At 66.4% G+C, this 25,302-nt stretch carries 22 protein-coding genes; 18 read left to right on the top strand and 4 right to left on the bottom strand.

All coding sequences use genetic code 11. From position 1 onward, the window contains the following. The first annotated feature begins 81 nt into the window (after window positions 1–81). The 4 genes from KPL74_05955 (at window position 82) to KPL74_05940 (ending at window position 4,283) form a co-directional block, all read left to right on the top strand. Entirely contained in the window at window positions 82–918 is an 837-nt protein-coding gene (locus tag KPL74_05955) for a DUF2167 domain-containing protein (GenBank protein QWT21546.1), read from the top strand. 8 nt (window positions 919–926) lie between these two features. Beyond that, the gene (locus KPL74_05950; protein ID QWT21545.1) at window positions 927–1,640 is read left to right on the top strand and encodes a hypothetical protein; all 714 of its coding nucleotides are present in this window, start codon (window positions 927–929) and stop codon (window positions 1,638–1,640) included. Next, on the top strand, window positions 1,637–1,951 hold the full coding sequence (locus KPL74_05945; GenBank protein QWT21544.1) for a J domain-containing protein: 315 nt from the start codon (window positions 1,637–1,639) through the stop codon (window positions 1,949–1,951). Before KPL74_05950 ends, KPL74_05945 begins: the two co-directional genes overlap by 4 nt. Before the next feature lie 256 nt (window positions 1,952–2,207). Further along, on the top strand, window positions 2,208–4,283 hold the full coding sequence (locus tag KPL74_05940; GenBank protein QWT21543.1) for an acyltransferase: 2,076 nt from the start codon (window positions 2,208–2,210) through the stop codon (window positions 4,281–4,283). 9 nt (window positions 4,284–4,292) lie between these two features. Here KPL74_05940 and KPL74_05935 read toward each other — a convergent pair whose 3' ends face one another. Continuing rightward, window positions 4,293–5,312 (bottom strand): LacI family DNA-binding transcriptional regulator, encoded by a 1,020-nt coding sequence (locus KPL74_05935; protein ID QWT21542.1) that lies wholly within the window; start codon window positions 5,310–5,312, stop codon window positions 4,293–4,295. 243 nt (window positions 5,313–5,555) lie between these two features. On the opposite strand from KPL74_05935, the gene KPL74_05930 reads away from it, so the two are divergent. Beyond that, entirely contained in the window at window positions 5,556–8,024 is a 2,469-nt protein-coding gene (locus KPL74_05930) for a membrane-bound PQQ-dependent dehydrogenase, glucose/quinate/shikimate family (protein ID QWT21541.1), read from the top strand. A gap of 129 nt (window positions 8,025–8,153) precedes the next feature. Here the strand turns inward: KPL74_05930 and KPL74_05925 are convergent, their stop codons facing one another. Continuing rightward, window positions 8,154–8,630: a hypothetical protein gene (locus KPL74_05925; protein ID QWT21540.1), complete on the bottom strand. Its 477-nt coding sequence runs from the start codon at window positions 8,628–8,630 to the stop codon at window positions 8,154–8,156. Further along, window positions 8,627–9,169, bottom strand: a complete 543-nt coding sequence (locus KPL74_05920; protein QWT21539.1) for a GNAT family N-acetyltransferase — start codon at window positions 9,167–9,169, stop codon at window positions 8,627–8,629. The genes KPL74_05925 and KPL74_05920 overlap by 4 nt, the downstream gene beginning before the upstream one ends. A gap of 137 nt (window positions 9,170–9,306) precedes the next feature. Here KPL74_05920 and KPL74_05915 point away from each other — a divergent pair, with 137 nt between their 5' ends. The 5 genes from KPL74_05915 (at window position 9,307) to KPL74_05895 (ending at window position 14,676) form a co-directional block, all read left to right on the top strand. Next, window positions 9,307–11,097 (top strand): hypothetical protein, encoded by a 1,791-nt coding sequence (locus KPL74_05915; protein QWT21538.1) that lies wholly within the window; start codon window positions 9,307–9,309, stop codon window positions 11,095–11,097. 355 nt (window positions 11,098–11,452) lie between these two features. Then, entirely contained in the window at window positions 11,453–12,370 is a 918-nt protein-coding gene (locus KPL74_05910) for a cupin-like domain-containing protein (protein QWT21537.1), read from the top strand. 71 nt (window positions 12,371–12,441) lie between these two features. Further along, complete coding sequence (locus tag KPL74_05905) at window positions 12,442–13,662, top strand: DUF2252 domain-containing protein (GenBank protein ID QWT21536.1); 1,221 nt, start codon at window positions 12,442–12,444, stop codon at window positions 13,660–13,662. Window positions 13,663–13,729: 67 nt separating this feature from the next. Then, a complete protein-coding gene (locus tag KPL74_05900; GenBank protein ID QWT21535.1) occupies window positions 13,730–14,029 on the top strand; it encodes a hypothetical protein in 300 nt (99 codons plus the stop codon). Window positions 14,030–14,133: 104 nt separating this feature from the next. Beyond that, window positions 14,134–14,676: a DUF2878 domain-containing protein gene (locus tag KPL74_05895; protein ID QWT21534.1), complete on the top strand. Its 543-nt coding sequence runs from the start codon at window positions 14,134–14,136 to the stop codon at window positions 14,674–14,676. On the opposite strand, the gene KPL74_05890 is transcribed toward KPL74_05895, so the two are convergent. Then, the gene (locus KPL74_05890) at window positions 14,651–16,228 is read right to left on the bottom strand and encodes a hypothetical protein (GenBank protein QWT21533.1); all 1,578 of its coding nucleotides are present in this window, start codon (window positions 16,226–16,228) and stop codon (window positions 14,651–14,653) included. The genes KPL74_05895 and KPL74_05890 overlap by 26 nt on opposite strands. A 479-nt stretch (window positions 16,229–16,707) precedes the next feature. Here KPL74_05890 and pilV point away from each other — a divergent pair, with 479 nt between their 5' ends. From pilV to KPL74_05850, 8 genes are all read left to right on the top strand, one after another. Then, window positions 16,708–17,226, top strand: coding sequence for a type IV pilus modification protein PilV (gene pilV / locus KPL74_05885; protein QWT21532.1), 519 nt, complete (start codon window positions 16,708–16,710; stop codon window positions 17,224–17,226). Then, entirely contained in the window at window positions 17,223–18,551 is a 1,329-nt protein-coding gene (locus tag KPL74_05880) for a PilW family protein (protein ID QWT21531.1), read from the top strand. Before pilV ends, KPL74_05880 begins: the two co-directional genes overlap by 4 nt. After that, window positions 18,548–19,135, top strand: coding sequence for a pilus assembly protein (locus KPL74_05875; protein ID QWT21530.1), 588 nt, complete (start codon window positions 18,548–18,550; stop codon window positions 19,133–19,135). The genes KPL74_05880 and KPL74_05875 overlap by 4 nt, the downstream gene beginning before the upstream one ends. 11 nt (window positions 19,136–19,146) lie before the next feature. After that, window positions 19,147–22,914, top strand: a complete 3,768-nt coding sequence (locus KPL74_05870) for a hypothetical protein (GenBank protein QWT21529.1) — start codon at window positions 19,147–19,149, stop codon at window positions 22,912–22,914. A 1-nt stretch (window position 22,915) separates the two neighbouring features. Further along, on the top strand, window positions 22,916–23,347 hold the full coding sequence (locus KPL74_05865) for a prepilin-type N-terminal cleavage/methylation domain-containing protein (protein QWT21528.1): 432 nt from the start codon (window positions 22,916–22,918) through the stop codon (window positions 23,345–23,347). Then, a complete protein-coding gene (locus KPL74_05860; protein QWT21527.1) occupies window positions 23,344–23,937 on the top strand; it encodes a GspH/FimT family pseudopilin in 594 nt (197 codons plus the stop codon). The genes KPL74_05865 and KPL74_05860 overlap by 4 nt, the downstream gene beginning before the upstream one ends. Window positions 23,938–23,985: 48 nt before the next feature. Continuing rightward, window positions 23,986–24,384 (top strand): VOC family protein, encoded by a 399-nt coding sequence (locus tag KPL74_05855; GenBank protein ID QWT21526.1) that lies wholly within the window; start codon window positions 23,986–23,988, stop codon window positions 24,382–24,384. 68 nt (window positions 24,385–24,452) lie between these two features. Further along, the gene (locus KPL74_05850; GenBank protein QWT21525.1) at window positions 24,453–25,295 is read left to right on the top strand and encodes a hypothetical protein; all 843 of its coding nucleotides are present in this window, start codon (window positions 24,453–24,455) and stop codon (window positions 25,293–25,295) included. Window positions 25,296–25,302: the final 7 nt, after the last annotated feature.

Genomic DNA, 25,302 nt, shown 5'->3' with positions numbered 1-25,302 from the left:
ACTTCGGCATGTGTAAGGACAAGGGGCTCGCCCATGGCGGGTCGTATTCGCGCGTCGTCGCGCACGCTCAGGAAGATTGATATGTCCAAGTTCGTCCATCGTTTCGCGACCCTGCTCGCGCTCTCGCTGCTTGCCTTCGTGGCGCACGCCGAAGAGATCAAGGACCTGCCCTGGCAGGTCGGCCCGACCAAGGTGCAGGTCGGTACGCAGGCCAGCATGGATGTGCCGGAGGGCTATGCCTTCCTCGGTCCCGATGGCACCCGCCGGCTGGACAAGATCATGCACAACCCGTCCAGCGACAGCGACACCTATACCCTGGCCCCGAAGGCTCTCGACTGGGCGGCCTTCTTCGACTATGACGACGTCGGCTACGTGAAGGACGACGAAAAGCTCGACGCCGACGACCTGCTGAAGTCGGTCACCGAAGGCACCGAGGAAAGCAACAAGGAACGCCTGCAGAACGGCTGGGATCCTCTGTCGGTGACCGGCTGGAAGACCAGGCCGCAGTACGACGCGACGTTCAAGTCGCTGACCTGGGCGTTCGTGCTTCGCAACAACAAGACCCAGCACGAATCGGTGAACTACAACGCGCGCCTGCTCGGCCGCAGCGGCGTGATGAGCGTCGTGCTGGTGGCTGACCCGGAAGACCTGACCACGGCCATTGGCCAGTTCAAGAGCGCGATCGGCGGCTTCGCCTTCAACGCCGGCCAGGCCTACACCGATTTCCACACCGGTGACCGCGTGGCCGAATACGGACTGGGCGCGCTGATCGTCGGCGGTGCCGCGGCCGTGGCCGCGAAGAAGGGCTTCTTCGCCGTGATCCTCAGCGCGCTCGCCGCGGGCTGGAAGCTGGTGCTTGTCGGCCTCGCCGCCGTGGGCACCTTCTTCAAGCGGATCTTCAGCCGCAAGCAAGGCTGACCTCGCGGATGCTTGCACACGCGTGGTGGCTGCTGGCAGGCGTCGTAGCGATGTATGTCTACGACGCCGTGCTGTTGCTCTATCACAACGAAGTGGTGTTCCAGGAAGGGCGCAACGGCCGCTGGTCGGTCTCGGTGGGTTCGGACTTCCAGCTCGCCGGTCGTCATGTGTTCCTGCCGCCGATGCTCGCACCCGCGCGCAGCCTGCTTCGCCTTCGTTGGTCCTCGCTGCAGGCACCCGCGCACGCCGCGCCACTGCACGGCTTGCGTGCATGGCGTATCGGCGTGTCCGCCTGCGCGGGGCCCGTGTTGCTCGTCGCCTGCGTCTTCGCCGCCATGCCCGCGGTCGTCTACAGCCCGATCCACGTGATCCTCGGCTGGATGGCCGCGCTGTATGTGTCGATCCTTGCCGCCGTGCTGCGCCTGTGGCGCGTCCGGCGCCTGACGGGATTGAGTCGCAAGGACGCCACCAGCATCAGCTCCGACGCGCTGCTTTGCGCACCCTACGCGCTGAACGTCATGCGCAAGCAGGGCCAGCGCGCGGGCGATCGCTTCGACATCGTTTCCGTCGCGCACGCCCTGCTCGACGCCCCCGAGCGCGAACGACTCACCCGCGCCATCCAGGCCCGTGTCCGCGACGAGATGGCTCTTGTCGACCTCGACAGTGACCGGCACCGGCAACTCCAGGCTTACTCCCGGCACATCGAAGGCGCGCTCGCATGACCAGCACTGAAATCTTCGTCATCGTGGTCGCGCTGTTCCTTGGCTACAAGATCACCGCCTCGTTCATCGGCAAGCCGAAACAGGCGCGAAACACCCTGGCGCCGATCAACATCAGGCGGCCATGGCATGAAGTGCTGAACGTCGCACCGGACGCCACCCGCGAGCAGATCGTGGACGCCTACCGCCGTCTTATCCGTGAGTTCCACCCGGATCGCGTGGTCAATCAGGGTAAGGCAGCCCGTGACGAGGCAGAACAGCGCGCGGCGGAAATCAACGTCGCCTATGACGAGGCGCTGCGCCAGGTCGCCTGACCCCGTTCCGGCAGAGGCCCGGGGACCGTCCCGCTTACTGTCAGCCGAACGAAAGGCAGCCTGCCGACAATTGCACCGTAACGGTGCCCGTTGAGGCATCTGTCCGATGCCGCCCTTGACATAACCCATCCTACTAGTAGGCTAGCGAACGCCACCCGAATCCCCCTGCCCGCCAGTCCCCACTGCCGCGTGCGGAACCGCCTGCCAGCACCCACCACTGCCATCCGCGGTGGCTATGCGCGTCCCGAGCTCGACGATGAAAAGCCAAGCCAACGGCCATACCTACTTCCCGTACATCGATGGGCTGCGCGCCCTCGCCGTGCTGGCGGTCATGCTCTACCACCTCAACAGTGCGTGGCTGCCGGGTGGCTTCTCGGGCGTCGACGTGTTCTTCGTCATCTCCGGCTACGTCGTCGCCACCTCGGTCGGCTCGCGACCGCAGGCCTCCCTGCCTTCCTTCGCCAGCTACTTCGTGGCCCGCCGCTTGCAGCGCATCGCGCCGGCGCTGGTCGTGTGCCTGCTGGTGACCGCCCTGGTCGATGCCGTCTTCGTACCCGATGCATGGCTCAGCCACCGCAACCAGGTGACCGGCCGCTTCGCGTTCTTCGGCTTCAGCAACGTCGTGATGGCGCGTGCCGACAACGACTACTTCTCGCCGATCGCCGAGCTCAACCCGTATACGCATACCTGGTCGCTCGGCGTGGAGGAGCAGTTCTACCTGCTGTTCCCCGTGCTGTTCTTCCTGTGGCTTCGCGGCGGACGCTGGCGTTGGGGCGTCACCGCGGTCACTGCGGCGGCTTCATTGTCGTCGCTTGTTTACGGCGCATGGCTGGGTCCGCGTGATCCGACGCAGGCCTTCTATCTGCTGGGAAGCCGTTTCTGGGAAATCGGTGCGGGCGTGCTGCTCTACCAGCTGCAGGCGTTGTGGCCCGCGGCGCCTTTGCAGGATGCGGCGACCAGCCAGCGCCATTGGCTCGTCGGTGCACTGGCATCCCTCGCACTGGTGATCGCCGGCTTCGTCGTCTCCCAGCCGGGCAGTTTCCCTGCGCCGGGTGGATGGATGCCGGTACTCGGCACGCTGGGCCTGCTCCTGTGCCTGCGGCACGTCGAACTCACGCACCCCTTCGTCCGCGTGCTCGCCGAGGGACCGATGGCGACGGTCGGACGGCTCTCGTATTCGCTCTACCTGTGGCACTGGCCGGTGTTCGTGCTGTTCCGCTGGACCATCGGGCTGGCGACCTGGCCGCTGCAAGGGCTGGCGGTCGCCCTGTCCGGGATCCTCGCCGTCGCCTCGTATCGCTACATCGAAACCCCCGCACGACGTGCCGAGGGCTTGCGCCGGCTGCCGCGGCCGATGGTGGCCGCGCTCGGCCTGGCCTTCGTCTTCAGCGGCCTGTGGGTGATGAAGCAGATCACCCACTCGCAGCCCGTCCTCTCCGTCTCCACGGTGACGACGCATGCGCGTGACTGGTACCCCGACGCGGGGCGCATCGCGCGCGAGGCGCCGGCGTGTGCCGTGCCTTCGACCAGCGTCGCGCTCGGCAAGGGCTCGCGGCAAACCTTCGAAGGCAGCCGCTGCACGTCGGAGCCGACGGCACCGAACGTCTACGTCATCGGCGATTCGCATGCGGTGGCCTTAAGCGAAATGCTCGCCGGCTACGCACGCGACACGGGTGCCGTCGTGACGCTTTACGAAAACGAAGGCTGCCCCTTCCTCAGCCTGCAGGCGTGGCGCGACGACACGGTGCATTGCGCGGCGAGCAGCCAGCGCGTGCTCGACGACCTGGTCACGCGAGTGAAGCCGGGCGACGTCGTGTTCCTGCCCTCGCTGCGCATGCCGCGCCATGTCGACCAGTGGGCCGTCGTCGACAGCGGCACGGGCAGTGGTGGCACGGCGCCGCAACCTGCCTCGGCAGGCGGCGACACGCTGCAGGCGTCGGTCGCCCGCGGCGAGCCGGTGCTGGCCCGCATCCAGGCCACCGGCGCACGCACGGTGATCACCGCACCGAACCTGCTACTGAAGCTGCCCTTGTTCCGCTGCGCGGATAGCTACGACCGGATGAACCCGGTATGTCGTGCGGGTGCCGATGTCGATCGTGCCACCTTCGAAAAACAGCGTGCGCCGATGCTGGCCGCCGTGCACGAACTCGCCGCTTCGCAACCGAACGCGTCGGTCTGGGATCCGTTCCCGCTGATGTGTCCGCCCGGACCGGTCTGCCACGCCTACCTCGACGGACATCCGCTGTTCTTCGACGGCGACCACGTCAGCGGCTTCACCAACCGCCTGTTGTTGCCCGCCTTTGAACGGGCCATGCGCGCGACCCGTTCCTGACGACCCCAGCTAGCGCGGTGGACGCGTCGTGCCGCGCAAGACCAGCCGCGGCGGGATGGTGATCGACGGCTTCACCGGCTCGTCGGCCAGCAGCGCGACGCTGCCTTCCGCCAGTGCCTGCATATCCTGGTGGAAGGTGGTGACGTCGTACGCCCGCCAGCCGGCCATGGGGATGTCGTCGAAGCCGATGACCTGGATATCGCCGGGCACGGACAGCCCGTACTCGATGCGCAACGCGTCCATCGCGCCGATGGCGACCAGGTCGTTGACGCAGAAGATCCCGTCGGGGCGGCTGCCCGAGGACAGCAAGGCCTTCGCCGCGGCGTAGCCTTCCTCGTAGCTGAAGCCGGCGACGAGGCGATCCGGCACCGGCATCCCGCGCGATTGCAGTCGCTTGAGGAAGCCTTTCTCGCGCTCGGTCTGCGACTGGCTCTCACGACCGGCGAGGTAAGCGATCTTCCGGCAGCCGCCGTCCACCAGCAGGTCGGCGGCCACGCCACCGGCCGAACGGTTATCGGTCGATACGGTACGCAACGTGCCTACCCGCTTCGAGTTCACGGCGACGATCGGGATGCCGGCGCTTTCCAGCGTCCGTGCCACGCGCGCCGAGCCGATCGCCATGGCGCTGATCACCCCGTCGATCCGGTAGCGCGACAGCTCGCCCACGATCTCGTTGAGGTTATCGTCGCTGTGCGTGTCCACCAGCATGATCTCGAGGCGGTGCGCGCGCAGTACCTCGGTGACGCAACGCAGGAACTCGGTGAAGAACGGGTTGTAGAAGCCACCGACGACCACGGCGACGATGCCGGAGCGCCCGGTCTGCAGGATCGCCGGCAACGCGTTCGGGCGGTAGTTGAGCTCGGCGGCGGCCTTCATCACCTTTTCGCGCACGGCCGGCGACACTGCCGCACCGCTCGCACTGAACACCCGTGACACGGTGGACTGGGAGACCCCGGCAAGGCGTGCAACGGCGGTGGAGGAAGGCTGGGCGCGCGTCGCGCCTGGCGGGTTAGGCAGGGTCCGGGACATGGCCCCAGCGTAGCATTTCCTTGCTTAGCGCCCTTCGCGGGCGTAATCTTGCATAGCTATGCAGGCGCGACGTTTTGCCAGGGGTGCCTGCTCGCGGACCCGGGCCCACATGAGGTGGACCCTTGTTTCCATCGCCAGACCCGCGACGGTGAGTGCTCCCCGCATCCGCCTCCCCTTCTGGCCCAAACCACCGCAGGGCGTGGGATGACGCTGGCGGGAGGCAATTCCTCAGCGAGGATCCAAATGACTTCATCGGAGAGTGCCCTCGCACATTGGGGCAGGCTTTTGCTTGCGCTGGTGCTGGGCCTGTTTGGCCTGTCCATGCTGGTCGGCGGTGCACGCCTGATCAGCCTCGGCGGTAACTGGTACTACGCCATCGCCGGCGTCCTCAGCATCGCCAGCGCGGTGGGCCTTTTCCGCCGCCGCACCAGCGCCACGCTGTGGTTCGGCGTGCTGTTCGTGCTCACCCTGCTGTGGACGATCTGGGAGTCGGGTGCCGACTACTGGGGTTGGGTGCCGCGCTTCGCGCTGATCCTGATCTTCGCGATCGCCTTCTCGTTCCTGCTGCCGAGCCTGCATCGCGGCCAGCTGTCGAAGGCCATCACCCGCGGCATCCCCGCGCTGCTGATCGCCGCCTTCGTGGTCGCCGGTGGCCTGGCCTTCGTGCCGCACCACGTCACGGCAGCGAGCAACGTGCCGGCGGTCGGCGACAATCCGTTCGCGGCCGACACCGGCCCGAGCACCGAGAGCGGCATCCCGTCGACCGACTGGCCCGCTTACGGCGGCAACCAGGCGGCGCAGCGCTACACCTCGGCCACGCAGATCACCCCGGCCAACGTGAAGGACCTGCAGGTCGCCTGGACCGCGAAGGTCGGCGACATCCCGACCGATACGCGCTGGGGCGTGCAGAACACCCCGCTGAAGATCGGCAACCTGGTCTACGTCTGCGGCTACCTCAACAAGGTGGTGGCACTGGACGCGGCCACGGGTGAGCACAAGTGGGAATTCGACCCCGGCATCACGCCGAAGTCGGTGCCGTACACCCCGTCGTGCCGCTCGATGAGCTTCTACGAAGACCCGGCCAGCGTCACGGCCAAGGCCACGACGGGCACGCCCGACGCGGCCGCACCCGCCCCGGCCACCGGCGCACTGTGCGACCGTCGCATCATCGTCGGCACGCTCGACGCACGCGTCATCGAGCTCGATGCGCAGACCGGCCAGCGTTGCACGGGCTTCGGCCAGAACGGCGAAGTCAGCCTCACCGTCGACATGGGCAAGGTCTACCACGGCTACGTGGCGATCACTTCGCCGCCGGTCGTGATCCGCGACACCATCGTCGTCGGCCACACCACCGTCGACGGCCAGCGCGCCTTCGGCCCGGCTGGCGTCACCAAGGCATACGACGTCAAGACCGGTGCCCTGAAGTGGGCCTGGGATGCCGCTGCGCCGAACGATCCGGCTCCGCGCCAGGGCGACGACCTCTACAAGCGCGGCTCGCCCGATGTGTGGACCTCGTTCACCGGCGACAACAAGCTTGGCCTGGTCTTCCTGCCGGTCGCCAATGCATCGGGTGACTACTACTCGAGCAGCCGCACGGCCGACGAGCTGAAGTACTCGCCGTCGCTCACCGCGCTGGATGTCGAAACCGGCATGCCGCGCTGGACCTTCCAGAACACCCATCACGACGTGTGGGATTACGATCCGGGTTCCCCGCCCACGCTGGTGGACTATCCGCAGGCGGACGGCACCAAGGTGCCGGCGATCATCTTCCCGACCAAGAACGGTGAGTTCTACGTCCTCAACCGCGAGACCGGCAAGTCGCTGTTCGGCGTGGAAGAGCGTCCGGTGCCGCAGGGTGGCCTCGAGCCGGCGGCGCGCAGCGCGACCCAGCCGTTCTCGAAGTTCAACTCGGTGGCCCAGCCGGACCTCAAGCCCGAGAATATGTGGGGCCTGACCCCGATCGACCAGCTCGTCTGCCGCATCCAGTTCGCCAAGGCCGACTACCGCGGCAAGTTCACGCCGCCGGATACGAAGCACCCGATCATCGATTACCCGGGCTACAACGGTGGCGTCGACTGGGGTGGCGTGGCGTTCGATCCGGCCCGTGGCCTGATCATCTCCAACTACAACGACATGCCGAACTACGTGAACCTGGTGACCCGCGCCGAAGCCGACAAGCTGGGCTGGAAGGCACGCGACGTGCTCAACGACCCGGTGCAGGAAGCCCGTGCCGAAGGCGCAGGCGATCCGCAGGAAGGCGTCCCGGTCGCCGTGAACGTCAACGCAGGCTGGCAGCTCCCGGCCACCGGCATGCTGTGCAAGGAGCCCCCGTACGGCGGCATCCGCGCGATCGACATCCGTGACGGCCGCACCGTGTGGGACCGCCCGTTCGGCACCGCGCGTGAAAACGGTCCGTTCGGCCTGCCGACCGGCCTGCCGATCCAGATCGGTACGCCGAACAACGGTGGCTCGGTGGTGACGAAGTCCGGCCTGGTGTTCATCGCCGCGGCGACCGACAACCTGATCCGCGCGATCGACATCACCACCGGCGAAACCATCTGGTCCGCACCGCTGCCCGCGGGCGCCCAGGCCATGCCGATGGTCTACGAGCAGGACGGCCGCGAATTCGTGGTCATCACCGCCACCGGCCACCACTTCATGCACACGCCGAAGGGCAACTACGTCGTAGCCTACGCCCTACCCAAGCACTAACCACCCCCTGTAGGAGCGCGCCCGCGCGCGACCCAACCCACCGGGCAAAACAGGAAAACCAAAAACCCCGGGCCCAAACCCCGGGGTTTTTTTATCAGTCCGAATCCGCCCTATCCACCCCACACCCCCTCACCACACCACCACCCTCCTGGGCCGCAACGTCCGAAACATCGCCACCATCACTACAAGCAGCAACACCGCCGACGCATAGAACAACAACGCCGGCGGATACCCCATCACCCCGGGCAGGATCAGGCAGACCGTCGTGAGATAGCTGGTGTGTTCGAACTGCAGCGTCTGCCGCGCAGCCCGTGGATCCTGGAGCGTCGTCCGCTCGACCCTGACGGGCCGCCACCACGTCCTCACTTTCACGGCGGCATGGACTACCTGCACCCCCAGCAACACCGCCGAGTAAGTGAACCGGTCCGCGTGCGACGCGAATCCCGCAAGAAACACGATCAGCACCAGGAAATCCACGCCGCGACTGGCCAGCAGCACCCGCGCGGAAGGCACCCTGAACACCTCGACCAGGCCATCCTTCCCAGCCACCGGTTGCCTGTTTGAGAAGCGGAAGAACGCCTCGTCGCCGACATCGAATTCGATCATCGTGCGGCCTCCATCGACGCGTCGCCCTGTCGGATTACATAGCAGCCAGTCGTCTTGCCATTGAGCAGCACCTCGCCTTCGTAGCGGAAGCCCAGCCGTGCCGCCACGCGCTTCGACGCCTCGTTTGCATCCGAGATCAACGCCTGCACCTTCGCCTCGCGCCTGACATCGAGTGCGTATGCCAGCGCTGCCGCACCCGCCTCGCGAGCGACACCCTTCCCCCACGCCGTGCGATAGGTATTCCAGCCCATCTCCAGCGTCTCGAACCCGTCGCGGAAGAATGCACCGACGTTGCCGAGCACCTGGCCGGTGGCTTTATCCTCGATCGCCCACCACCCGGCACCACCCAGCAGCCAGAGCCCGGCATGCGAGCCGAACACCCGCCACGCCGTCTTCCGATCGGACAGGTTGAGGTGGGTCATGCTTTCCGGATCGGCGAGATGCGCCGCGAAGGCCTCGAAATCGCCTGGTCGATACTCGCGCAGGTGGAACCGCGCGGTTTCCAGCCGGGGAACGGTGAACGTATACGTCTGGTCCATGAGTAGCCGCCTCGCTGCCGATGCCCGATGGTAGCGGCTCCCGATCCCCTGTTCGATGTGAAGAAGTCACCCCCACGCCTGCGGCAGGTGTGCTACGTTTTTCCGGCAGGGGGCAGATCCGTGACGAGGGGTTACGCATGGCTGTCACTTTTGGGGCGGGCCGCAAGGGCCTGTGGGCGGGATGGCTGGGCTGTGCGATGACGGTGCTTGCACCGGGCGCTTTCGCAGCCACGGCGCCCGGTTTCAACGTAGGTTCGGCGAACGTTGCCATCGCGGATCCCGCCGTGCCGCGGCCGCCGGGCAAATCCTGCACGGTGCAGCTGTTCAACGGCTTCACCTTCAGCGATTTCTCCAACCACCCGTATACCTACGCACCGCCGGTGGGCTGCGGTACCTCGTGGTCGAAGGTCGTGCTCGAGGCGGACTTCGCCGTGACCGCGGGCCGTCAATTCGATCGCACCGCGTCGTTCTGGCTGGGTGGGGCCAACATCTACTTCGGCACCACCCAGGAGCCCTCGGCCGCCGTATCACCGAGCTGGCACGTGGAGCGCGACGTCAGCGACTTCGCCAGCCTGCTGAAAAACGGACAGACCGGCCAGGCGATCCTCGGCAATATCGTCGATGGCACATACACCGGCGTCATCAGCGGTTCGGCGCGGCTGGTGTTCTATCCGGCCAACATCCTCGCGCCGAAGGTGGATGCACCCGATGCGGTGTTCCCGCTGTCCGACGGCACCGCCGGCGGACCGGTGAACCTCAACACCGGTGCCGACAGCCTGTCGCGCACCTTCACGCTGCCGACCAACATCGAGCGCGCCTACCTGGACGTGTTTGCCCAGGGCCAGGGCGGCGATGAGTTCTGGTATTCGTGCGTGCCCGACGCGCTGGCCGACGAGGCGCAGAGCTGCGGCGGCGGTTCGTTCCGGGAAGTGCAGGTTTCCATCGACGGCGTCGCCGCTGGCGTGGCACCGGTCTATCCGTGGATCTTCACCGGCGGCATCGATCCATACATGTGGCGCCCGACCACCGGAGTGCAGACGCTTAACTTCCTGCCCTACCGGGTCGACCTGACTCCGTTCGCCGCGCTGTTGAACGATGGCAAGCCGCACGCCGTATCCGTCGGCGTCACGGGCGCGAACAGCTACTTCGCGGTCACCGGCAACCTGTTCGTCTATCTCGATCGCGGGCGCAAGGTGCTGACGGGCGCGGTGACCACCAACACGCTGCAAGGCCAGGCACCGGTCGCCACCGTCACCGACGGCTTGACCGACAGCAACGGCGTGATCGGTGGCTCGGTGGCTACCCAGGCGTCGCGCAGCTTCCGCACGGCGGGCTACGTCGATACGTCGCGCGGCCGGGTCAGTACCGACGTGACCCAGACCGTGGCGTTCCGCAACACGCAGGGCTTCACCATCGACGCCACGCGGTATGAACAGGCGATCGACCAGAGCACCAGCGTAGACAGCACGACCCGCACACGCCAGGGGCCGCTGGGGATAACGGTGACCAGCGAGGCGCACTTCGCCTACCCGCTTGTCGCGAATTTCCAGTACACCTTCGACACCGACGGAAACATCGTGACGGCGCCGAGCAGCGTGCAGCAGGGCTTCTCGCGCCAGTTCACGAAGAAGCTGGGTGGCCTGACGCTGTATCGCTCCGCCGTGGACAACCGGATCAGCACTGCGGATACGCTGGCCCTTACCGGCGGCGCCGTGACCGGACACACCGGCCAGCAGAGCACCCAGGCGTACCGTTTCAGCGACAACCTCGGCAGCTGCTATGGCCGTGACGTCGCGACGTCGGCAGGCGTGTTGACCTCGGCCTCCGACGGTGGCGGCTGTGCACGCGGCCGCAACGTACTGCTGTGGTTCACCCATCCGGATGGCTCGCCGGACACCTCGCGGACGGAGGATCCGGGCGCGTTCTGACCCACGCCATGCATGCCTGGTGGACGGCGCCGTTCGGAAGAGCGGCGCCGTTTGTGTTTCATGGAGCCAGGCGTCGCATCAAATGACGAGCAACGAGGCGCAACATCTTGCGATACGTATTGCGCGGAAACGGAAATGAAGCGGAAGAACAATGATCGCGGAGGACTTCCTCCGCGCGCTTCGACCCGTAATTTCATGCGTCGTCGAAGGATGGTGCGCCGCTTCGCAACGTTGCTCGTAGATCGTCCGGCCATAGCGCCTAAAGCCGAGCGAAACACCGTGATTGCCGGGCGTATAACGCTGTCAGGCAGGCTCTCCCACGCCGCGTCGGCGTGCGTACAAACGGTGACCGCTCATGACTTCCGCGACCGCTCCCCTGATCAGCACCGACTGGAACGCTTTCGATCCGTGGCGCGTCACGCCGCTGACCCACACCTTCACCGATCACCCCCTGCTGCAGCGTGAGGCGCTGGTTGAACTGGGCAAGCGCTGCCGCGGCACCAGCCGCTGGTATAGCTTTGCCAACGGCGTGAAGGCCGACACCGACTTCGATGCGGCCGCGTCGCTATACCCCAGCGCGCAATCCGCGGTGGCCTCGCTGAACGCGATCGAGGACGCAAAGGCCTGGGTGCTGCTCAGGCACATCCAGATCGATCCTACCTACCGCACCCTGGTCGACCAGGCGTTCGCTCCCATCATCGACGACATCGAGCGTAGCGATCCGGGCGTGTATTACCGTGCGGGATGGATCTTCTCCGCATCGCCGAACACCGTGACGCCCTTCCACATCGATCGCAGCCACGTGCTGCTCTTGCAGGTGGCGGGCACCAAGACCGTGTACGTGTGGGACCCGGATGACCGCGTGGCCGTCGACGACCAGGCCCGCGATATCTTCCACGCGCGCCATGACCTCAGCCGCACGCGCTGGCAGGAAACCTTCCGCGAACGCGCCCACGTGTTCCGGCTGACGCCGGGCACGGGCGTATACATGCCGCTGACCAGCCCGCACATGGTCGAGACCAGCGACGAAGCCTCGACCACGATCAGCTTCACCTACAACACCGCGGCGACGCGTCGGCTGGGCAAGATCCATGTCCTGCGCGACACGCTGCGCCGGATGGGCTTCAGTGCGCCGTCGCCCGGTGCGCACATCAGCTTCGACACGGCGGCATGGGTCGCATCGTCCGCGTTGGTCGCCTGCGGTGGCCCGGGTGGACACAAGCCGGCCTGCCCGTCGCTTCGCCATCGCTACGCCTACGCGGTGGACGACTGAGCGGCATCGCGTGGAATTCATTTGGGCGGCAACAGAATGCGATCCCTTCCAACCGTCGTTGCCGCTCGCCCATGCCACGTAAACCGAAGCACCAGCCCGTCGCCCCTGCCGATCGCAAGCCGCGCCTCACCGCGCTGCGCCAGTTGAAGATGGCGCGCTCGGCGCATGCCTTCGTGCGCGGTAACACCGAGCAGTTCTACGAGTGGCTGCAAGAGGCCGACCGCACGCTACCGCAAGGTCCTGCGATCTGGATCTGCGGCGACTGCCACGTCAGCAACATCGGTCCGGTCGCGGACAGCGAAGGCGGTATCGACATCCAGGTCCGCGACCTCGACCAGGCCGTGCTCGGCAATCCGTCGCACGACATTGTCCGGCTCGCCGTGTCGCTGGCGACGGCCGCACGCGGCTCGGACCTGCCCGGCGTCGTCACCACGCGCATGGTCGAGCAGCTGATCGACGGGTACGAACGCGCGATGGGTGGCGGCCGCAAGGAGCTCCGCAGCGTGCCGCGACCCGCGTCGATCACGCTGGTGATGAAGGCCGCGCTGAAGCGTCGCTGGAAGCACCTGGCCCAGGAACGCATCGATGGCCAGCGTCCCGACATCCCCGAAGGCCGTCACTTCTGGCCGGTCACCGACGAGGAATTGAAGGACATCGAAGCCCTCGTCGACAGCGAAGGCATGCGGGTGCTCGTCACCCAGCTGGTCCATCGCGACGACGACGCACGCATCGAGCTGCTCGATGCGAAGTACTGGGTGAAGGGATGCAGCTCACTCGGCCGCCTGCGCTACGCGCTGCTGCTGCGCGTGGTCAACGATGGCCAGCGCGACGAACTGTGCCTGGTCGACATCAAGGAGGCGATCACGGCGGCCGCACCGAGCGAGCCTGGCGTGGACATGCCGGCCGACCACGCCCAGCGGGTGAAGGAGGCGGCACTGCACCTTGCACCGAACCTTGGCGAGCGGATGATCACCGGCCGCGTCGCCGGACGCTCGGTGTTCGTCCGCGAGCTGCGCCCACAGGATCTCAAGATCGACCTGGAAGACCTCGACGAGGCCGAGGCGATGCGCGTGGCCCACTACCTCGGCAACGTGGTCGGCCGGGCCCACGCCAGCCAGTTGCCGTGGAAGCGGCGCAAGGCCTGGCTGGGCGAGCTGTCGCGCAACCGGCCCAAGAGCATCGATGCGCCATCCTGGTTGTGGCGCAGCGTCGTTGAGCTCGTCCAGGCCCACGAGGGCGGTTACCTGGAGCACTGCCGGCGCTTCGCCAACCGGCTCGACCCGCGTGAATGAACACGCGGGCGCCATTCACCGACCGAGGACATGGGCGGCGCGCTAATCGGTAAAACGGAGGTACCGCATGCTGCAACTGAATCCACCCCTGCCCCTCAACACGCCCAAGGGCGAGGGCTTTGCCCACTTCCTGATCGACTACGGCCCGGAGTCGGATCTCTACTGGACCGTGTTCATCACGGAGACCGGTGAGATCTGGACTTTCGCCAACCGCGAGGTCCGCGCCTCGAAGAACATCACCCTCGGTCGTACCGCCCCGTCGGTGCCTGGGTTGCCGCGCGCACGGCCGGCCGAGCCGACCCGGCGGGACCCCGCAATCGTGGCGCTGGCGAAGGAAGGGGCCCGGGCCAAGGAAGGGGCGAGCTGATTCCGCCCGACGCCCCTCCCGTTTCCATACGCGGCGGTGCATCCGTCCATCTTCCGCGACCGTAAAACGGTTACGGGCCAACCGGCCTCACGGACGCGATGCCGATGCGCTGGATCAACTTCATCCTCTACCAGGCGCTCTGGTTCGCGCTGGTCATCGGTGCCGCGCACGGCTCGACTGGCCTCGCGCTGGTCCCTGCGGCCGCCTTCGTCGTCTGGCAGGCCGCCACCGCGAACGACCCCCGGCAGGACCTGCGCCGGGTAGCCCTGGCGGTGCTCGCGGGACTGGTGGTCGACGGCGTCCCTGCCCTGCTCGACTGGTGGAGCTACGCCAGCCCGGCACCCGCGCTGCCGCCGCACGGCGCGCCGTTGTGGATCCTCGCCCTGTGGGCGTGCTTCGCCACCACCATCGACCGCTCGCTATCGTTCCTGCAGGGTCGCCTGTGGCTCGCCGCGGCCCTCGGCGCGATCGGTGGGCCGCTGGCTTACCTGGGCGCGGCGCGCGGGTGGCAGGCCGTCCACCTGCCGCCGTCCACGCTGCTGTTCGTCGGCTGGCTCGCCGTGGGCTGGGGACTGGCCATGCCGCTGCTCGCCAGCCGGGTCACGGCATCGCGCACCGCCCCTAGCCCACGTTCCATGCCGAAATAGCGAAGGCGATCGATCCGGTGATGCCTGGCGTGCTGCCGCTGGCGAAGGCGACGCGAAGCATCGCCTTGCCGTCGACCAGCGCGACCGGCGCATACGGTGCGTCGGTCGGTGCCGCCGCTTCGCTCTGCCAGCGTGTCCGCTGCTGCCACGTCGTGCTACCGGCCGCGGGCGGCTCGATCTCGACGATCAGCGTGTCGCGGAACAGGTAGGCCCCTTCGTAGTGCTCGTCGAACCACAGGGCGTGGTCGACGGTGTAATCCGGCACGCGGACGCCCAGCGTGACGCTGTACGACAGCGACGTGCGGGTCGGGTCGACCCGGGCGATGTTGGCCAGGAAGATCGTCGACAGGTACACGTTCTTTCGTGCGGTGGCGTCGGTGGCGGTGAGCTCGGCCTGGCTGCGGCAGGCGACCGAGTCTTCTTCGGCCGTGCGCCTGCTAAGGAACCATGGCTTCCCTCGCGGCGATGCGAGGAGCTCGAACTGGTACATCGCATCGATCGCCTTGCCGGCCTGGCGTGCCTGCTCCACCTTCGGCGGCAGGCTGACGCTGGCGACGTCGACCGAGACGTCCACGCGGACGTCGCCGAACAGGAAACGCGTGAGGTTCTGGTAGGCCTCTTCGCTGTTGACGATGCCGAAGTAGCCCGAATGCGAGCGGTAGGCGTAGGCCGTGGCGACGACGGTCTCGACACCCCTGGCATCGACGCCACACAGCGTCGCGTTCTCGATCCGGACCAGGCCGTCGCTGCCGTGGCCGGCAAACGTCCGCGAAAGCCCCTGCGCCACCTCGTAGTCGCTGCGATTGGTGCCGACCATGCAGAAGCAGCGACTGATCGGGATGTCGCCCGGGTCGCGCAGGTAATCCGAACGGCCCTTCGCGGTGAGTGCCGCGTCGTAGCCGAAATCCGCGGCGAGGTTCTGCCGGTTGAACGTGTTGATGTCGAACAGGCCCAGCCAGCGGGGAACATTCAGACCCGCGACGTCGATGCCGTTGTGCGGCGTCGCGTAGGTGAAGAACTTGTCGACCAGGGCGCGCGCGTTGCCGGGATCGTTCGCCGCGTTCTGCAGGAACGCACGGCAGATCAGCCCACCCATCGAGTGCGCGACGAGGTAGCAACGAAAGGCTTCCGGACTCGGACAACCGGGCTCGCCGCGGCAAACCATGTCGCGGATCTTCAGGATCAGCGTCGATAGCCCCTGCGCGAAGCCCTCGATCGATGGCTTGACCGTGCCGCCGAGCAGCGGCGCGGTGTCGTCGTAGTAACGGTATATGATGATCGACTGCGGCGACAGCTTGCCAGCGTAGCCAGGATCGAGGATATCGAGACCATCCTGGTAGACGTTGGTGTAACCGAAATCCTTCGCCAGCCGGATTACCGGCGATTCGAAGACGAAGCGCTGGGCGGGTTTGTCACGCTGCGACACCGCGCGATAGACCGTCGAGCCGACGTTGAAGCCGCAGAACGGATCCGCGGCGGTTTCGTCTTTTTCCCCGCCGGTCATCGCGTAGCCGCGCACGTAGATGATCGGATACCGCGCATCGATAGCCATGCCTGCTCCCCTGCGAGCCACCGCGATGGCGGCAAAACGCTATTCGACGCCCGCGCGAGGCCCGCACTCAATACGCCGTAAGACGTAGGTAATCGCGGCAATGGCCGGCTGTAACGTCGTTGATACATGCGCCGCACCGCAAATCGGTGCGTGTGCTACGAAAAATCTCACGCGTTATCGTCCACTGACGAAAGTGCGGCACACGCGTCACGCGTCGATAACGGCTCGCGCACTGCCGCGGCCCCACAAGGCAGTAAATGCCGTAATTGCAGTGTTCGCACCAAGCACTTGCAGCATGATGGCGGTGGCGCATCGATACCATGCAGCGCCGCCTCGACGTTCATGGAGGCGCCGTGCGATACGTGAAGAAATGTTCACAGTGTGCTCCCATGCGGCACGTGGAACGGTTTAGCAATTATCCTTTGCATGTGCGCGCTCGTTGCGTGCGACGTTATGTGTCTTGCAGTTTTAGGGGTGGTATGGCTTCACCAGCGCGAGTCAGGGGCGTTTCCCTGATCGAGGTCCTGATCGCAGTCCTGGTGTTCGGGGTCGGCATCATCGGCCTTGCCGGTTTGCTCATCGTCTCCTTTCGATCCAACCAAGTCGGCTACCTGCGTACGCAGGCCGAATTCATCGCATCGGGCATGGCTGACCGCATGCGCGCCAACCCGCTTGGCGTCTGGTCGGGTGGCTACGATTCCACGTCGTATCCGGTCACCGCGACGCAGGATTGCACGACCACGAGCGCCTGCACGCCGGCACAGCTGGCGAAACGCGACCAGTATCAGTTCAGCAACCAGCTGACGACGTTCCTGCCCAACGCGACGGCATCGATCGCCTGCACCAAAGGTGCCACCGCCGATCCCACGCAACTGCAGATGCGCCCGCCGTATGCGGGCAATTGCGTGATGCAGATCAACTGGAGCGAACGCACCGCGGGCGACGCGAACACGGCGAGCGTGGTCAAGCGCTCCTATGCATGGAACTTCCAGCCATGAACGACCGCCTTGCCTTCGCCGGGCGTCGCGTGCGCGGCGTGTCCCTCATCGAGCTGATGGTGGCGATGGCGCTTGGCCTGCTCGTCGCGCTGGGTATCGTCAACATCTTCACCACGACCACCGGCAGCAGCCAGTCGCAGACCCAGCTGGCCCGCTTGCAGGAAAGCGGTCGCTTCGCGGTCACCTCGCTCGCCAACGACCTGCGCATGGCCAACGGCCAGTACTGCTCGAACATGGGTGGGCAGTCCGCTCCGCTGGCCAACGGCGCGGTGACCCTGGACCGCTACCTGCGGACGCCCCAGGTGATCGTATCGGGCGCGGCATTGCAGGCCGCGCTTAGCGACAACACCACGACATGGGCGACGAAGAGCGGTTCGAATACCTACCCCGCGTCGCCGACGGCACCGTTCTCACTGCCCTCGTGGTTCGGCATGCGCGGGTATGACTGCACGGTGACGGCCTGTGCGCCGGTCGATCCCGCCCGCCCGGCCAACACCAGTGGCGCGATTCCCGCACAGGGCACCGCCACCGGCTCGCGCGTGATCGGCAGCGACATCATCACGGTCCGCTATGTCGATGGCGCGCGCGGCTGGACGCTCGACGGCGTAAACAGCCGCATGACGCTGACCGGCCAGGCCGTGACCAGCGTGACCGTTTCGCCGGCCACGGGTGAGCCGCCATTGACCGATATCAAGGGCGGCGACCTGATGATGCTGGCCGACTGCAACGGTGCCCAGGTGTTCAGCGCCAAGGTCGCCGGCGCCGTGGTCACGGCCGATTCCAATTACACACCCCTTGCCCAGCCATCGGGCGTCTCGCCACGCCTGTTCGACTTCAACCGCGATTACCAGACGGTGACGTATTACCTGCAGGTGGTCGACGACAACAATGGCGCCAAAACCGGCGCCCTGATGCGCCGCCTCAATGGCGTGAGCGCCGAAGTGGTTCGCGGCGTGGAACGCCTGGACTTCCTTTACGGGGTGATGGACGCCAATGGGAACACCAGCTTCCGCACCGCGTCGGATATCGACAATGCCACTGGCTGCGCATCGTCCGCCGTGGCGACGCTGGGCGGCGACCCTGGGTGCCTGTGGCGGTCGGTACAAAGCATCGAGGTCCATCTGCTGATGGATGGGCAGAAACCGCTATTCAGCCTCACCGACACCGACATGCAATACCAGTATTTCGGCGACGCCGGCGTCAGTGGGTTGTCGTCGCCCGACGATGCCAGTCGCACCGTGAAACCCAGCCAGCAAGGTTTCGATAACCACATGCTGCGCCGGGAGTTCTCCACGCTCGTATCGGTGAGGAACTACAACCCATGAAACGCGAACGCGGTGCCGTGCTGGTCCTCGCACTCATCTTCCTGTTGCTGCTGACCATGGTGGCTATAAGCAGCTCCAGCCGGTCGTTGATCCAGGAACGCCTCGCCGGTGCCTTGCGCAACGCGCAGCAGGCGGACTGGTCGGCCGAAAATGCCTTGCGCGGCGTGGAGTGGCGGCTGTTTTCCGGCGATGCCAGCCTGGGCTGCTACAACTCCAGCAACCCGGCCACGGTGAGCGCGAAGGTCACCGCGTTCCGGCAGTCCTCGACCTGGGTCACGGCGGGTGCGACGGAATACCAGGGCGCGGCGGTGAGCACGAATTACAAGGCCGCCACGACCGATCCGGTGATGAGCACGGCCGTGCTCGCCGCCAACCCCTGGTACACGGTGGAGCTGATCGGCCAGGACCGCTCGCCGAGCAATGGCAACAGCAATGCGAGGGAAGTCGGTGCGAGCGGCAGCGCCACGGCGCGGTTCTATCTCTATCGGATAACCGCGCGCGCCACCGGCGGAAGCCCGAACACGATCCGGGTGGTGGAGTCCACCTTCGTTACGCCCAATCTCCTTACCTGTACGCTGAGCTGAAGGCTGTCGCCATGTCGTCCCCCACTGCCACCTGGTGCATGCTGCTGGCCTTTGTCGCCACGCTACTGGTCGGCTCGGCCGCCTCGGCGACCACCGTCACGCTGACCAAGACTCCGCCAGGCGTCACCTCCAAGGTCGCGCCGAACATCGTCGTGACCTTCGACGATTCCGGCTCCATGAACTCCACGTCCATCCCCGATTCGATGGACGACAACTACGACAAGAAGTACTACTACTCGGCGGCGGGAAACCCGATTTACTTCGATCCCACGGTGACTTACGTCGTCCCGCCGGATGCCTATGGGCAACCGATCGGCACGCCCACCTTCGCCGCGGCATGGCGTGACGGGTATTGCGCCAATACGCTGACCAAGCTGTGCTGGTCGCCCGGCAATGGCATCTACCTCGCGCCGAAGACGGTCAACCTCGGCACGACCTACTCGACCAATTTCCTGACCAACGTGCTGGCCGGCAACTCGCCCTGCCCGCGCGATGCCAACGAAGCGGGCTGGTACGGCACCAGCGGCAACCGCGCGAACTGCAACGTGCTCGAGATCCCGACCGCGGTGCGCGGCTCGAAGACGACAGGAACCGGCAACAACAAGGTCACGACCTACGATACCGGTGCGTTCTACTACGTCTGCACCTCGCCCACCGTCGAAAGCACTTGCACCTATCACCTGGTGTCGAGCGAATCGGCCGATGTCCAACAGAACTTCGCCATCTGGTACAGCTACTACCGCACGCGCAACCTCAACGCGCGTGCCGCGATCGGCCGCGTTTTCAGCGCCATCGGCGACAACGCGGTACGCGTGGCCTGGCAGACGCTGCAGAGCCAGTCGGCGAGTTCCAGCTATTACACGGGCGCTTCTTTCTATAGCGGCCCGGCGTACGGCCCGATCGTCAGCTCGACCAAGGTGCTGGAGCTTGCCAACGCCACGACGGGCTGTTCGGCGACGAGCGTGTCCGACAGCTGCTGGCGTAGCCAGTTCATGAACTGGATCTACGGCGTGCCCGCCAGCGGCGGCACCCCGACACGCGTGGCGACGATCAACGCGGGCGAGTTCTTCAAGCGCACGCTGGGTACGACACCAGCACAGGATCCGTACTGGAACGGTAGCACCAGCACGCCGGGCGAGCTTTCGTGCCGCAAGAACTTCCACATGCTGGTGACCGACGGCTACTGGAATGGCGACTCCCCAAGCAAGGTCTCGCCGACCGATTCCGCCTCCACGACGCTGCCCGACGGTGTCTCGTTCTCGGTATCGGACGCACGCTCGAAGATCTTCTGGAACCAGGCCAGCTCCTCGGTCAACCCGAGCCTTTCCGATATCGCGTTTGCCTACTGGGCCACCGACCTGCGGCCCACGCTCAACAATAACGTGCCGGCGTACTGGCCGGACCTGACCACCGGCGTCACCGCCGCCGCTTCCACCGTCAGCGCCGGATCGCCGGGGAGTAATGCCGAGGTCTACTTCAACCCGGCGAACGACCCGGCCACGTGGCAGCACATGTCGCAATACATGGTGACCATGGGCATCTCCGGCACCCTGGCCTACGACGACGATTACAACGCGCTGCGCCTGGGTACGAAGAGCTGGCCCAGCCCGGATACCAGCGGCGGCGCGACCAATATCGACGACACCTGGCATGCCGCGATCAACAGCCGCGGCGGCTACTTCAGCGCGGCCGACCCGACCTCGCTGGTCAACAGCCTGAGCAGCATCCTGTCGTCCGTGATCGCCAGCAGCTCCACCGCACTGACGCTGAGCCTCAGCACCAACGTGCTGACGACGAATGCCGTGGCCTACTACGCGGGCTACGACACGACCAGCTGGGGCGGGACGCTGAGCGCGAAGTCGCTGACCTCGACCGGCGATGTCGGCGGCGTGCTGTGGGCTGCGGAAGACAAGCTCAAACCGCGCAGCCCGGACAGCGATCCGCGCCTGATCGCCACCAGCACGGCGCCGGGCACGGGTACCTCGACCACGTTCGCCTACGACAACCTCAGCCTGGCCGAACAGGCGGCGATCAACTCTTCGGACGGGACGGGGCTGCTTTCCAGCATCGACAACCTGGGCCGCCAGCGCGTGGCCTGGCTCAGTGGCAACCGCACGCTCGAAGGCGCGACCCTGCGCACGCGCTCTTCCCTGCTCGGTGCGATCTTCGGCTCGCAGCCCACTTACGTCGGCGCGCCTTCGGGCAACTACAGCGACAGCTTCCCCACCGGGTCGCCCGAGGCCGCAGCCACGAGCGATCCGACCATGACCTATGCCGCCTTCCTGAACACCTGGGCGAACCGACCCGCCACGGTGTACGTCGGCGCGAACGACGGCATGTTCCACGCCTTCGACGCGCGGCTTGCTTCGGTATCCGGCGCGACGCCCGGACGTGAGCTGTGGGCTTACGTGCCGGCCAGCGTCTACGCCAACCTGCCCGCGCAGAGCAAGCTCAACAACTTCTCGTTTACCCCGACCGTCGATGGCAGCCCGGTCACCGGCGACGTGTTCTTCAACCAGGCCAACACGGTCAACAAGACCACCAAGGGCTGGCACACCCTGCTCGTCGGCTCGCTCCGCTACGGTGGCCGCGGCGTGTTTGGCGTGGATATCACGGACCCATCGCTCGGCACGCTGGGCACGAGCACGGCGGTCGCTTCGAAGATCCTGTGGGAGTTCAACAGCGACAGCATTTCCACGGCAGGCACGCCGGCGAACCTTGGCTACACCTTCGGCACGCCGGTGATCGCACGCGTCGCCTGGACCAATACCGACAAGACCGTCGGTCGCTGGGTGGTGCTGGTGCCCGGCGGTTACTTCCCCGACGGCAGCACGGCGGCCGCGGCGAACAACACCTACAGCTCGCTGTTCGTCCTCGACGCGCAGACCGGCACCCTGTTGAAGGAGATCCGCACGCCTTCCGGCAGCGGAGCCACGGCGAGCCACGGCCTGACCACGCCCTCGCTGGGCGACTACGACGGTGACCAGGTCGCCGATGTCGCCTTCGCCGGCGACCTCGACGGCAACATGTGGCGAATCGACCTGACCAGCGCGTCGCTGAATTCGACGACGCAAACGGCTGGCGTCAGCCTGCTGTTCAAGCCCGCCACGGTGAACGCGCAATCGATCACCACCGCGCCACGCCTCATCGCCGATCCCAACTCGGCGTATTTCATCGTGGTCTTCGGCACGGGCCGTTTCCTCAGCACGTCGGATACCTCCGACACCACCACGCAGTCGTTGTATGGCGTGCGCGAGCCGGGCACCACGGTGACGACCCCGGTGGGCATCGCGTCGCTCGCGCAACAGACGATGACGGTCGACGCGAACAGCGGCGGCATAGGCGTCTCCAACAACGCGGTGCCGGCGACCAAATCGGGCTGGTACCTGCAGCTGGAAAGCCCGAAGGGCGAGCGCGTCGTGGTCACGCCTGCGCTCGATGCCAGTTCGAACACGGTGACCTTCAGCACCCTGATTCCCACGGCGAACGATCCCTGCACCACGGCGACATCGGGCTCCATCCTCGCGCTGGACGGCACCACCGGCACGGCGGCGTATGGCGTCTCGATCGGCAGTGCGGCCAGCTTCGGCACGGGCTTCACCCTGGCGGGCGCGCGCGTGACCGGCGCGGCCACGTCCGGCGCGTTGTACACGGCGGCCAGCCTCAGTGGTGGCATGTCCTATTCCGCCGGGCAGATCACCGCCGCCGGTACCACCTTTGGCTCCAGCATCCCCACGGCCCGCCGCCGCTCGTGGCGCGTCCTGAACAGCGAGAACTGAAATGGCCAGCCTACGCACGCGCAAACGCGGCTTCACCCTGATCGAACTGATGATCGCCGTGGCGATCGTCGCCATCCTCGCCGCGCTCGCCGTGACGCAGTACAGCCGTTACACCTACCGCGCGCGGCGCGGCGATGGCCAAAAGCTGTTGATGGCATTGGCCAATGCCGAAGAACGCTACTTCGCGCAGCAGAACAAATACGCCGACGTGAAGACCATCGGCTACGCCGCCACGACAACGGCGACCTCCGATAGCGGTTATTACACGGCCACCATCACCGTGGGCGCGGTCAACAGCTTCGCGGCGCAGTCCTACGTCGCCACGGCCGTGCCGACGGGCCCCCAGGCGAAGGATACGTGCGGCTCGCTCAGCATCACCGACACGGGCCTGAAGAGCTCGACGGCAACGACGACCAACGGGACCTGCTGGTGAAAGCGCGCGGCTTCACGCTGCTCGAGATGCTGGTCACCGTCAGCATCATGGCGATCCTTCTCGCCATGGCGCTGCCGTCGCTGCGCGGCACGATCCAGAAACACCGCTTGCGTACGTCTACGGACAACCTGCAGTCCGCCGTGGAATACGCGCGCGCCGAAGCCATGCTGCGCGCAACCTACGTCTCGGTCTGTGCCAGCGCCGACGGCAGCACGTGCTCCGCAGCCGCCACGTACGAAACCGGCTGGCTGGTGTATGCACACCCGGTAGCCACCACGACCGCCAGCGCCACGTACACCGCCGGTACCAACGGCATGCTCCTGCTCCGCGTCGGCCAGGCGCTTAACCTGGTCTCCGCGCGCGGTACCGATGGCAATGTCGTGACGTTCGGCCAGCAAGGCCAGCTGGAGGCCGTCGCGTCACGAACGAATGCGACGCAACCCATGGCCTTCGTGCTGTGTGCCGTGACCTCGGGCAGCGCGATGCCAGGGCAGAACACCACCCGCGTACCGGGCTCGCGGATCGGCATCAGCACCTACGGTGGCGTGGCCGGCACGAAGCTCTCTGCGACGGACACCTGTACGCCCTGACTTTTGCGCTACAGTCCGCGGCATGTCCACTTCGCGCGGGAGACCCCGATGATCGACCACACTGGCGTCACGGTAAGCGACTTCGAACGTAGCAAGGCCTTCTACGAAACGGTGCTGGCGAGCATCGGCTACGAGCTGCTCGCGATCTTCCCCGCCTCGGTGACGGGCCGTACCGACGTCGCCGGCTATGGCGAAGGTGGCAAGGCCGACTTCTGGATCTATAAGGGCGAACCGAACCGGCCGCCGGTGCACGTTGCCTTCCGCGTAACCACGCGCCAACAGGTGCATGCGTTCCATGAGGCCGCGCTGGCCGCCGGCGGCCGCGACAACGGCCCGCCGGGCCCGCGCTCGCACTACCACGAAGGCTATTACGGCGGCTTCATCCTCGACCCCGACGGCCACAACATCGAGGCCGTGTTCCACGGCCAGGCCCGCCTCGGCGGCTGAACCGCCCTGGCCACCCGCGCGGCCGGGGCGCGTATGATGACTGCCCCGTTCCGCACGATGGCATTCCCTTGGCGCACTACACCGGCCCGCTGCTTACCGAAGAGACCGCCCAGTCGCTGGCCGCGGCGCGAAAGGCCGGCGCGACCGAATGGGTCGGCTCGCTCGACCTCGGCCGTAGCGAACACGCGGCGACCCTGGGCCAGGAAAGCTGGCGCTGGCTTGGCCATGACTACCCCTATCCGGGAAAGGTGCGCCCGCGCACGGCCTACGCATGGATCGACGGCGATTTCGAAGCGGTGTCCCGCTTCGCCGGCTCGCTGATCAAGCTGGTGCCGACCGAATGGGGCGTGCCCACCTTCGAGATCGACGGCATCAAGATGCTGCCCACGTCGAAGGAATCGCCGCTGGATGACGCGCGCCGGAAGGTGGCCCTGGTCGAACCGCGTGGCAAGGTCGTGCTGGATACCTGCGGCGGCCTCGGCTATTTCGCCGCCTGCTGCCTCGATGCCGACGTGGGCCAGGTGGTGTCCTTCGAAAAGAACCCGGACGTGCTCTGGCTGCGCACCATCAACCCGTGGTCGCCCGATCCCGACGCCCTTGCATCGGCGGGTCGGCTGCGACTCAACCACGGCGACGTGTCGGAAGCGATCAAGGCACTTGGCGACGGCTCGTTCGATGCGGTCCTGCACGATCCGCCGCGCTTCGGCATCGCCGGCGAGTTGTACTCGCAGGCGTTCTACAACGAACTGGCGCGGGTGATCCGTCGTGGCGGCCGGCTGTTCCATTACACCGGCAGCCCGAACAGGCTGACCTCGGGGCGCGACGTGCCCGCGGAAGTCACGATCCGGCTGGAGAAAGCGGGCTTCCAGGCCCGGCCCATGCTCGACGGCGTGTTCGCGAATCGCCGATAACCCGGAG

Source organism: Bacillus sp. NP157 (assembly GCA_018889975.1).
In the GTDB taxonomy this organism is placed as follows: domain Bacteria; phylum Pseudomonadota; class Gammaproteobacteria; order Xanthomonadales; family Rhodanobacteraceae; genus Luteibacter.
This window is presented reverse-complemented; position numbering and strand designations above follow the sequence as displayed.

Excerpts from the sequence above, each read along its gene's own strand:
- KPL74_05955 (QWT21546.1), top strand. The coding sequence starts at position 82 with ATGTCCAAGTTCGTCCATCGTTTCGCGACCCTGCTCGCGCTCTCGCTG.
- KPL74_05950 (QWT21545.1), top strand. The coding sequence starts at position 927 with ATGCTTGCACACGCGTGGTGGCTGCTGGCAGGCGTCGTAGCGATGTAT.
- KPL74_05945 (QWT21544.1), top strand. The coding sequence starts at position 1,637 with ATGACCAGCACTGAAATCTTCGTCATCGTGGTCGCGCTGTTCCTTGGC.
- KPL74_05940 (QWT21543.1), top strand. The coding sequence starts at position 2,208 with ATGAAAAGCCAAGCCAACGGCCATACCTACTTCCCGTACATCGATGGG.
- KPL74_05935 (QWT21542.1), bottom strand. The coding sequence starts at position 5,312 with ATGTCCCGGACCCTGCCTAACCCGCCAGGCGCGACGCGCGCCCAGCCT.
- KPL74_05930 (QWT21541.1), top strand. The coding sequence starts at position 5,556 with ATGACTTCATCGGAGAGTGCCCTCGCACATTGGGGCAGGCTTTTGCTT.
- KPL74_05925 (QWT21540.1), bottom strand. The coding sequence starts at position 8,630 with ATGATCGAATTCGATGTCGGCGACGAGGCGTTCTTCCGCTTCTCAAAC.
- KPL74_05920 (QWT21539.1), bottom strand. The coding sequence starts at position 9,169 with ATGGACCAGACGTATACGTTCACCGTTCCCCGGCTGGAAACCGCGCGG.
- KPL74_05915 (QWT21538.1), top strand. The coding sequence starts at position 9,307 with ATGGCTGTCACTTTTGGGGCGGGCCGCAAGGGCCTGTGGGCGGGATGG.
- KPL74_05910 (QWT21537.1), top strand. The coding sequence starts at position 11,453 with ATGACTTCCGCGACCGCTCCCCTGATCAGCACCGACTGGAACGCTTTC.
- KPL74_05905 (QWT21536.1), top strand. The coding sequence starts at position 12,442 with ATGCCACGTAAACCGAAGCACCAGCCCGTCGCCCCTGCCGATCGCAAG.
- KPL74_05900 (QWT21535.1), top strand. The coding sequence starts at position 13,730 with ATGCTGCAACTGAATCCACCCCTGCCCCTCAACACGCCCAAGGGCGAG.
- KPL74_05895 (QWT21534.1), top strand. The coding sequence starts at position 14,134 with ATGCGCTGGATCAACTTCATCCTCTACCAGGCGCTCTGGTTCGCGCTG.
- KPL74_05890 (QWT21533.1), bottom strand. The coding sequence starts at position 16,228 with ATGGCTATCGATGCGCGGTATCCGATCATCTACGTGCGCGGCTACGCG.
- pilV (QWT21532.1), top strand. The coding sequence starts at position 16,708 with ATGGCTTCACCAGCGCGAGTCAGGGGCGTTTCCCTGATCGAGGTCCTG.
- KPL74_05880 (QWT21531.1), top strand. The coding sequence starts at position 17,223 with ATGAACGACCGCCTTGCCTTCGCCGGGCGTCGCGTGCGCGGCGTGTCC.
- KPL74_05875 (QWT21530.1), top strand. The coding sequence starts at position 18,548 with ATGAAACGCGAACGCGGTGCCGTGCTGGTCCTCGCACTCATCTTCCTG.
- KPL74_05870 (QWT21529.1), top strand. The coding sequence starts at position 19,147 with ATGTCGTCCCCCACTGCCACCTGGTGCATGCTGCTGGCCTTTGTCGCC.
- KPL74_05865 (QWT21528.1), top strand. The coding sequence starts at position 22,916 with ATGGCCAGCCTACGCACGCGCAAACGCGGCTTCACCCTGATCGAACTG.
- KPL74_05855 (QWT21526.1), top strand. The coding sequence starts at position 23,986 with ATGATCGACCACACTGGCGTCACGGTAAGCGACTTCGAACGTAGCAAG.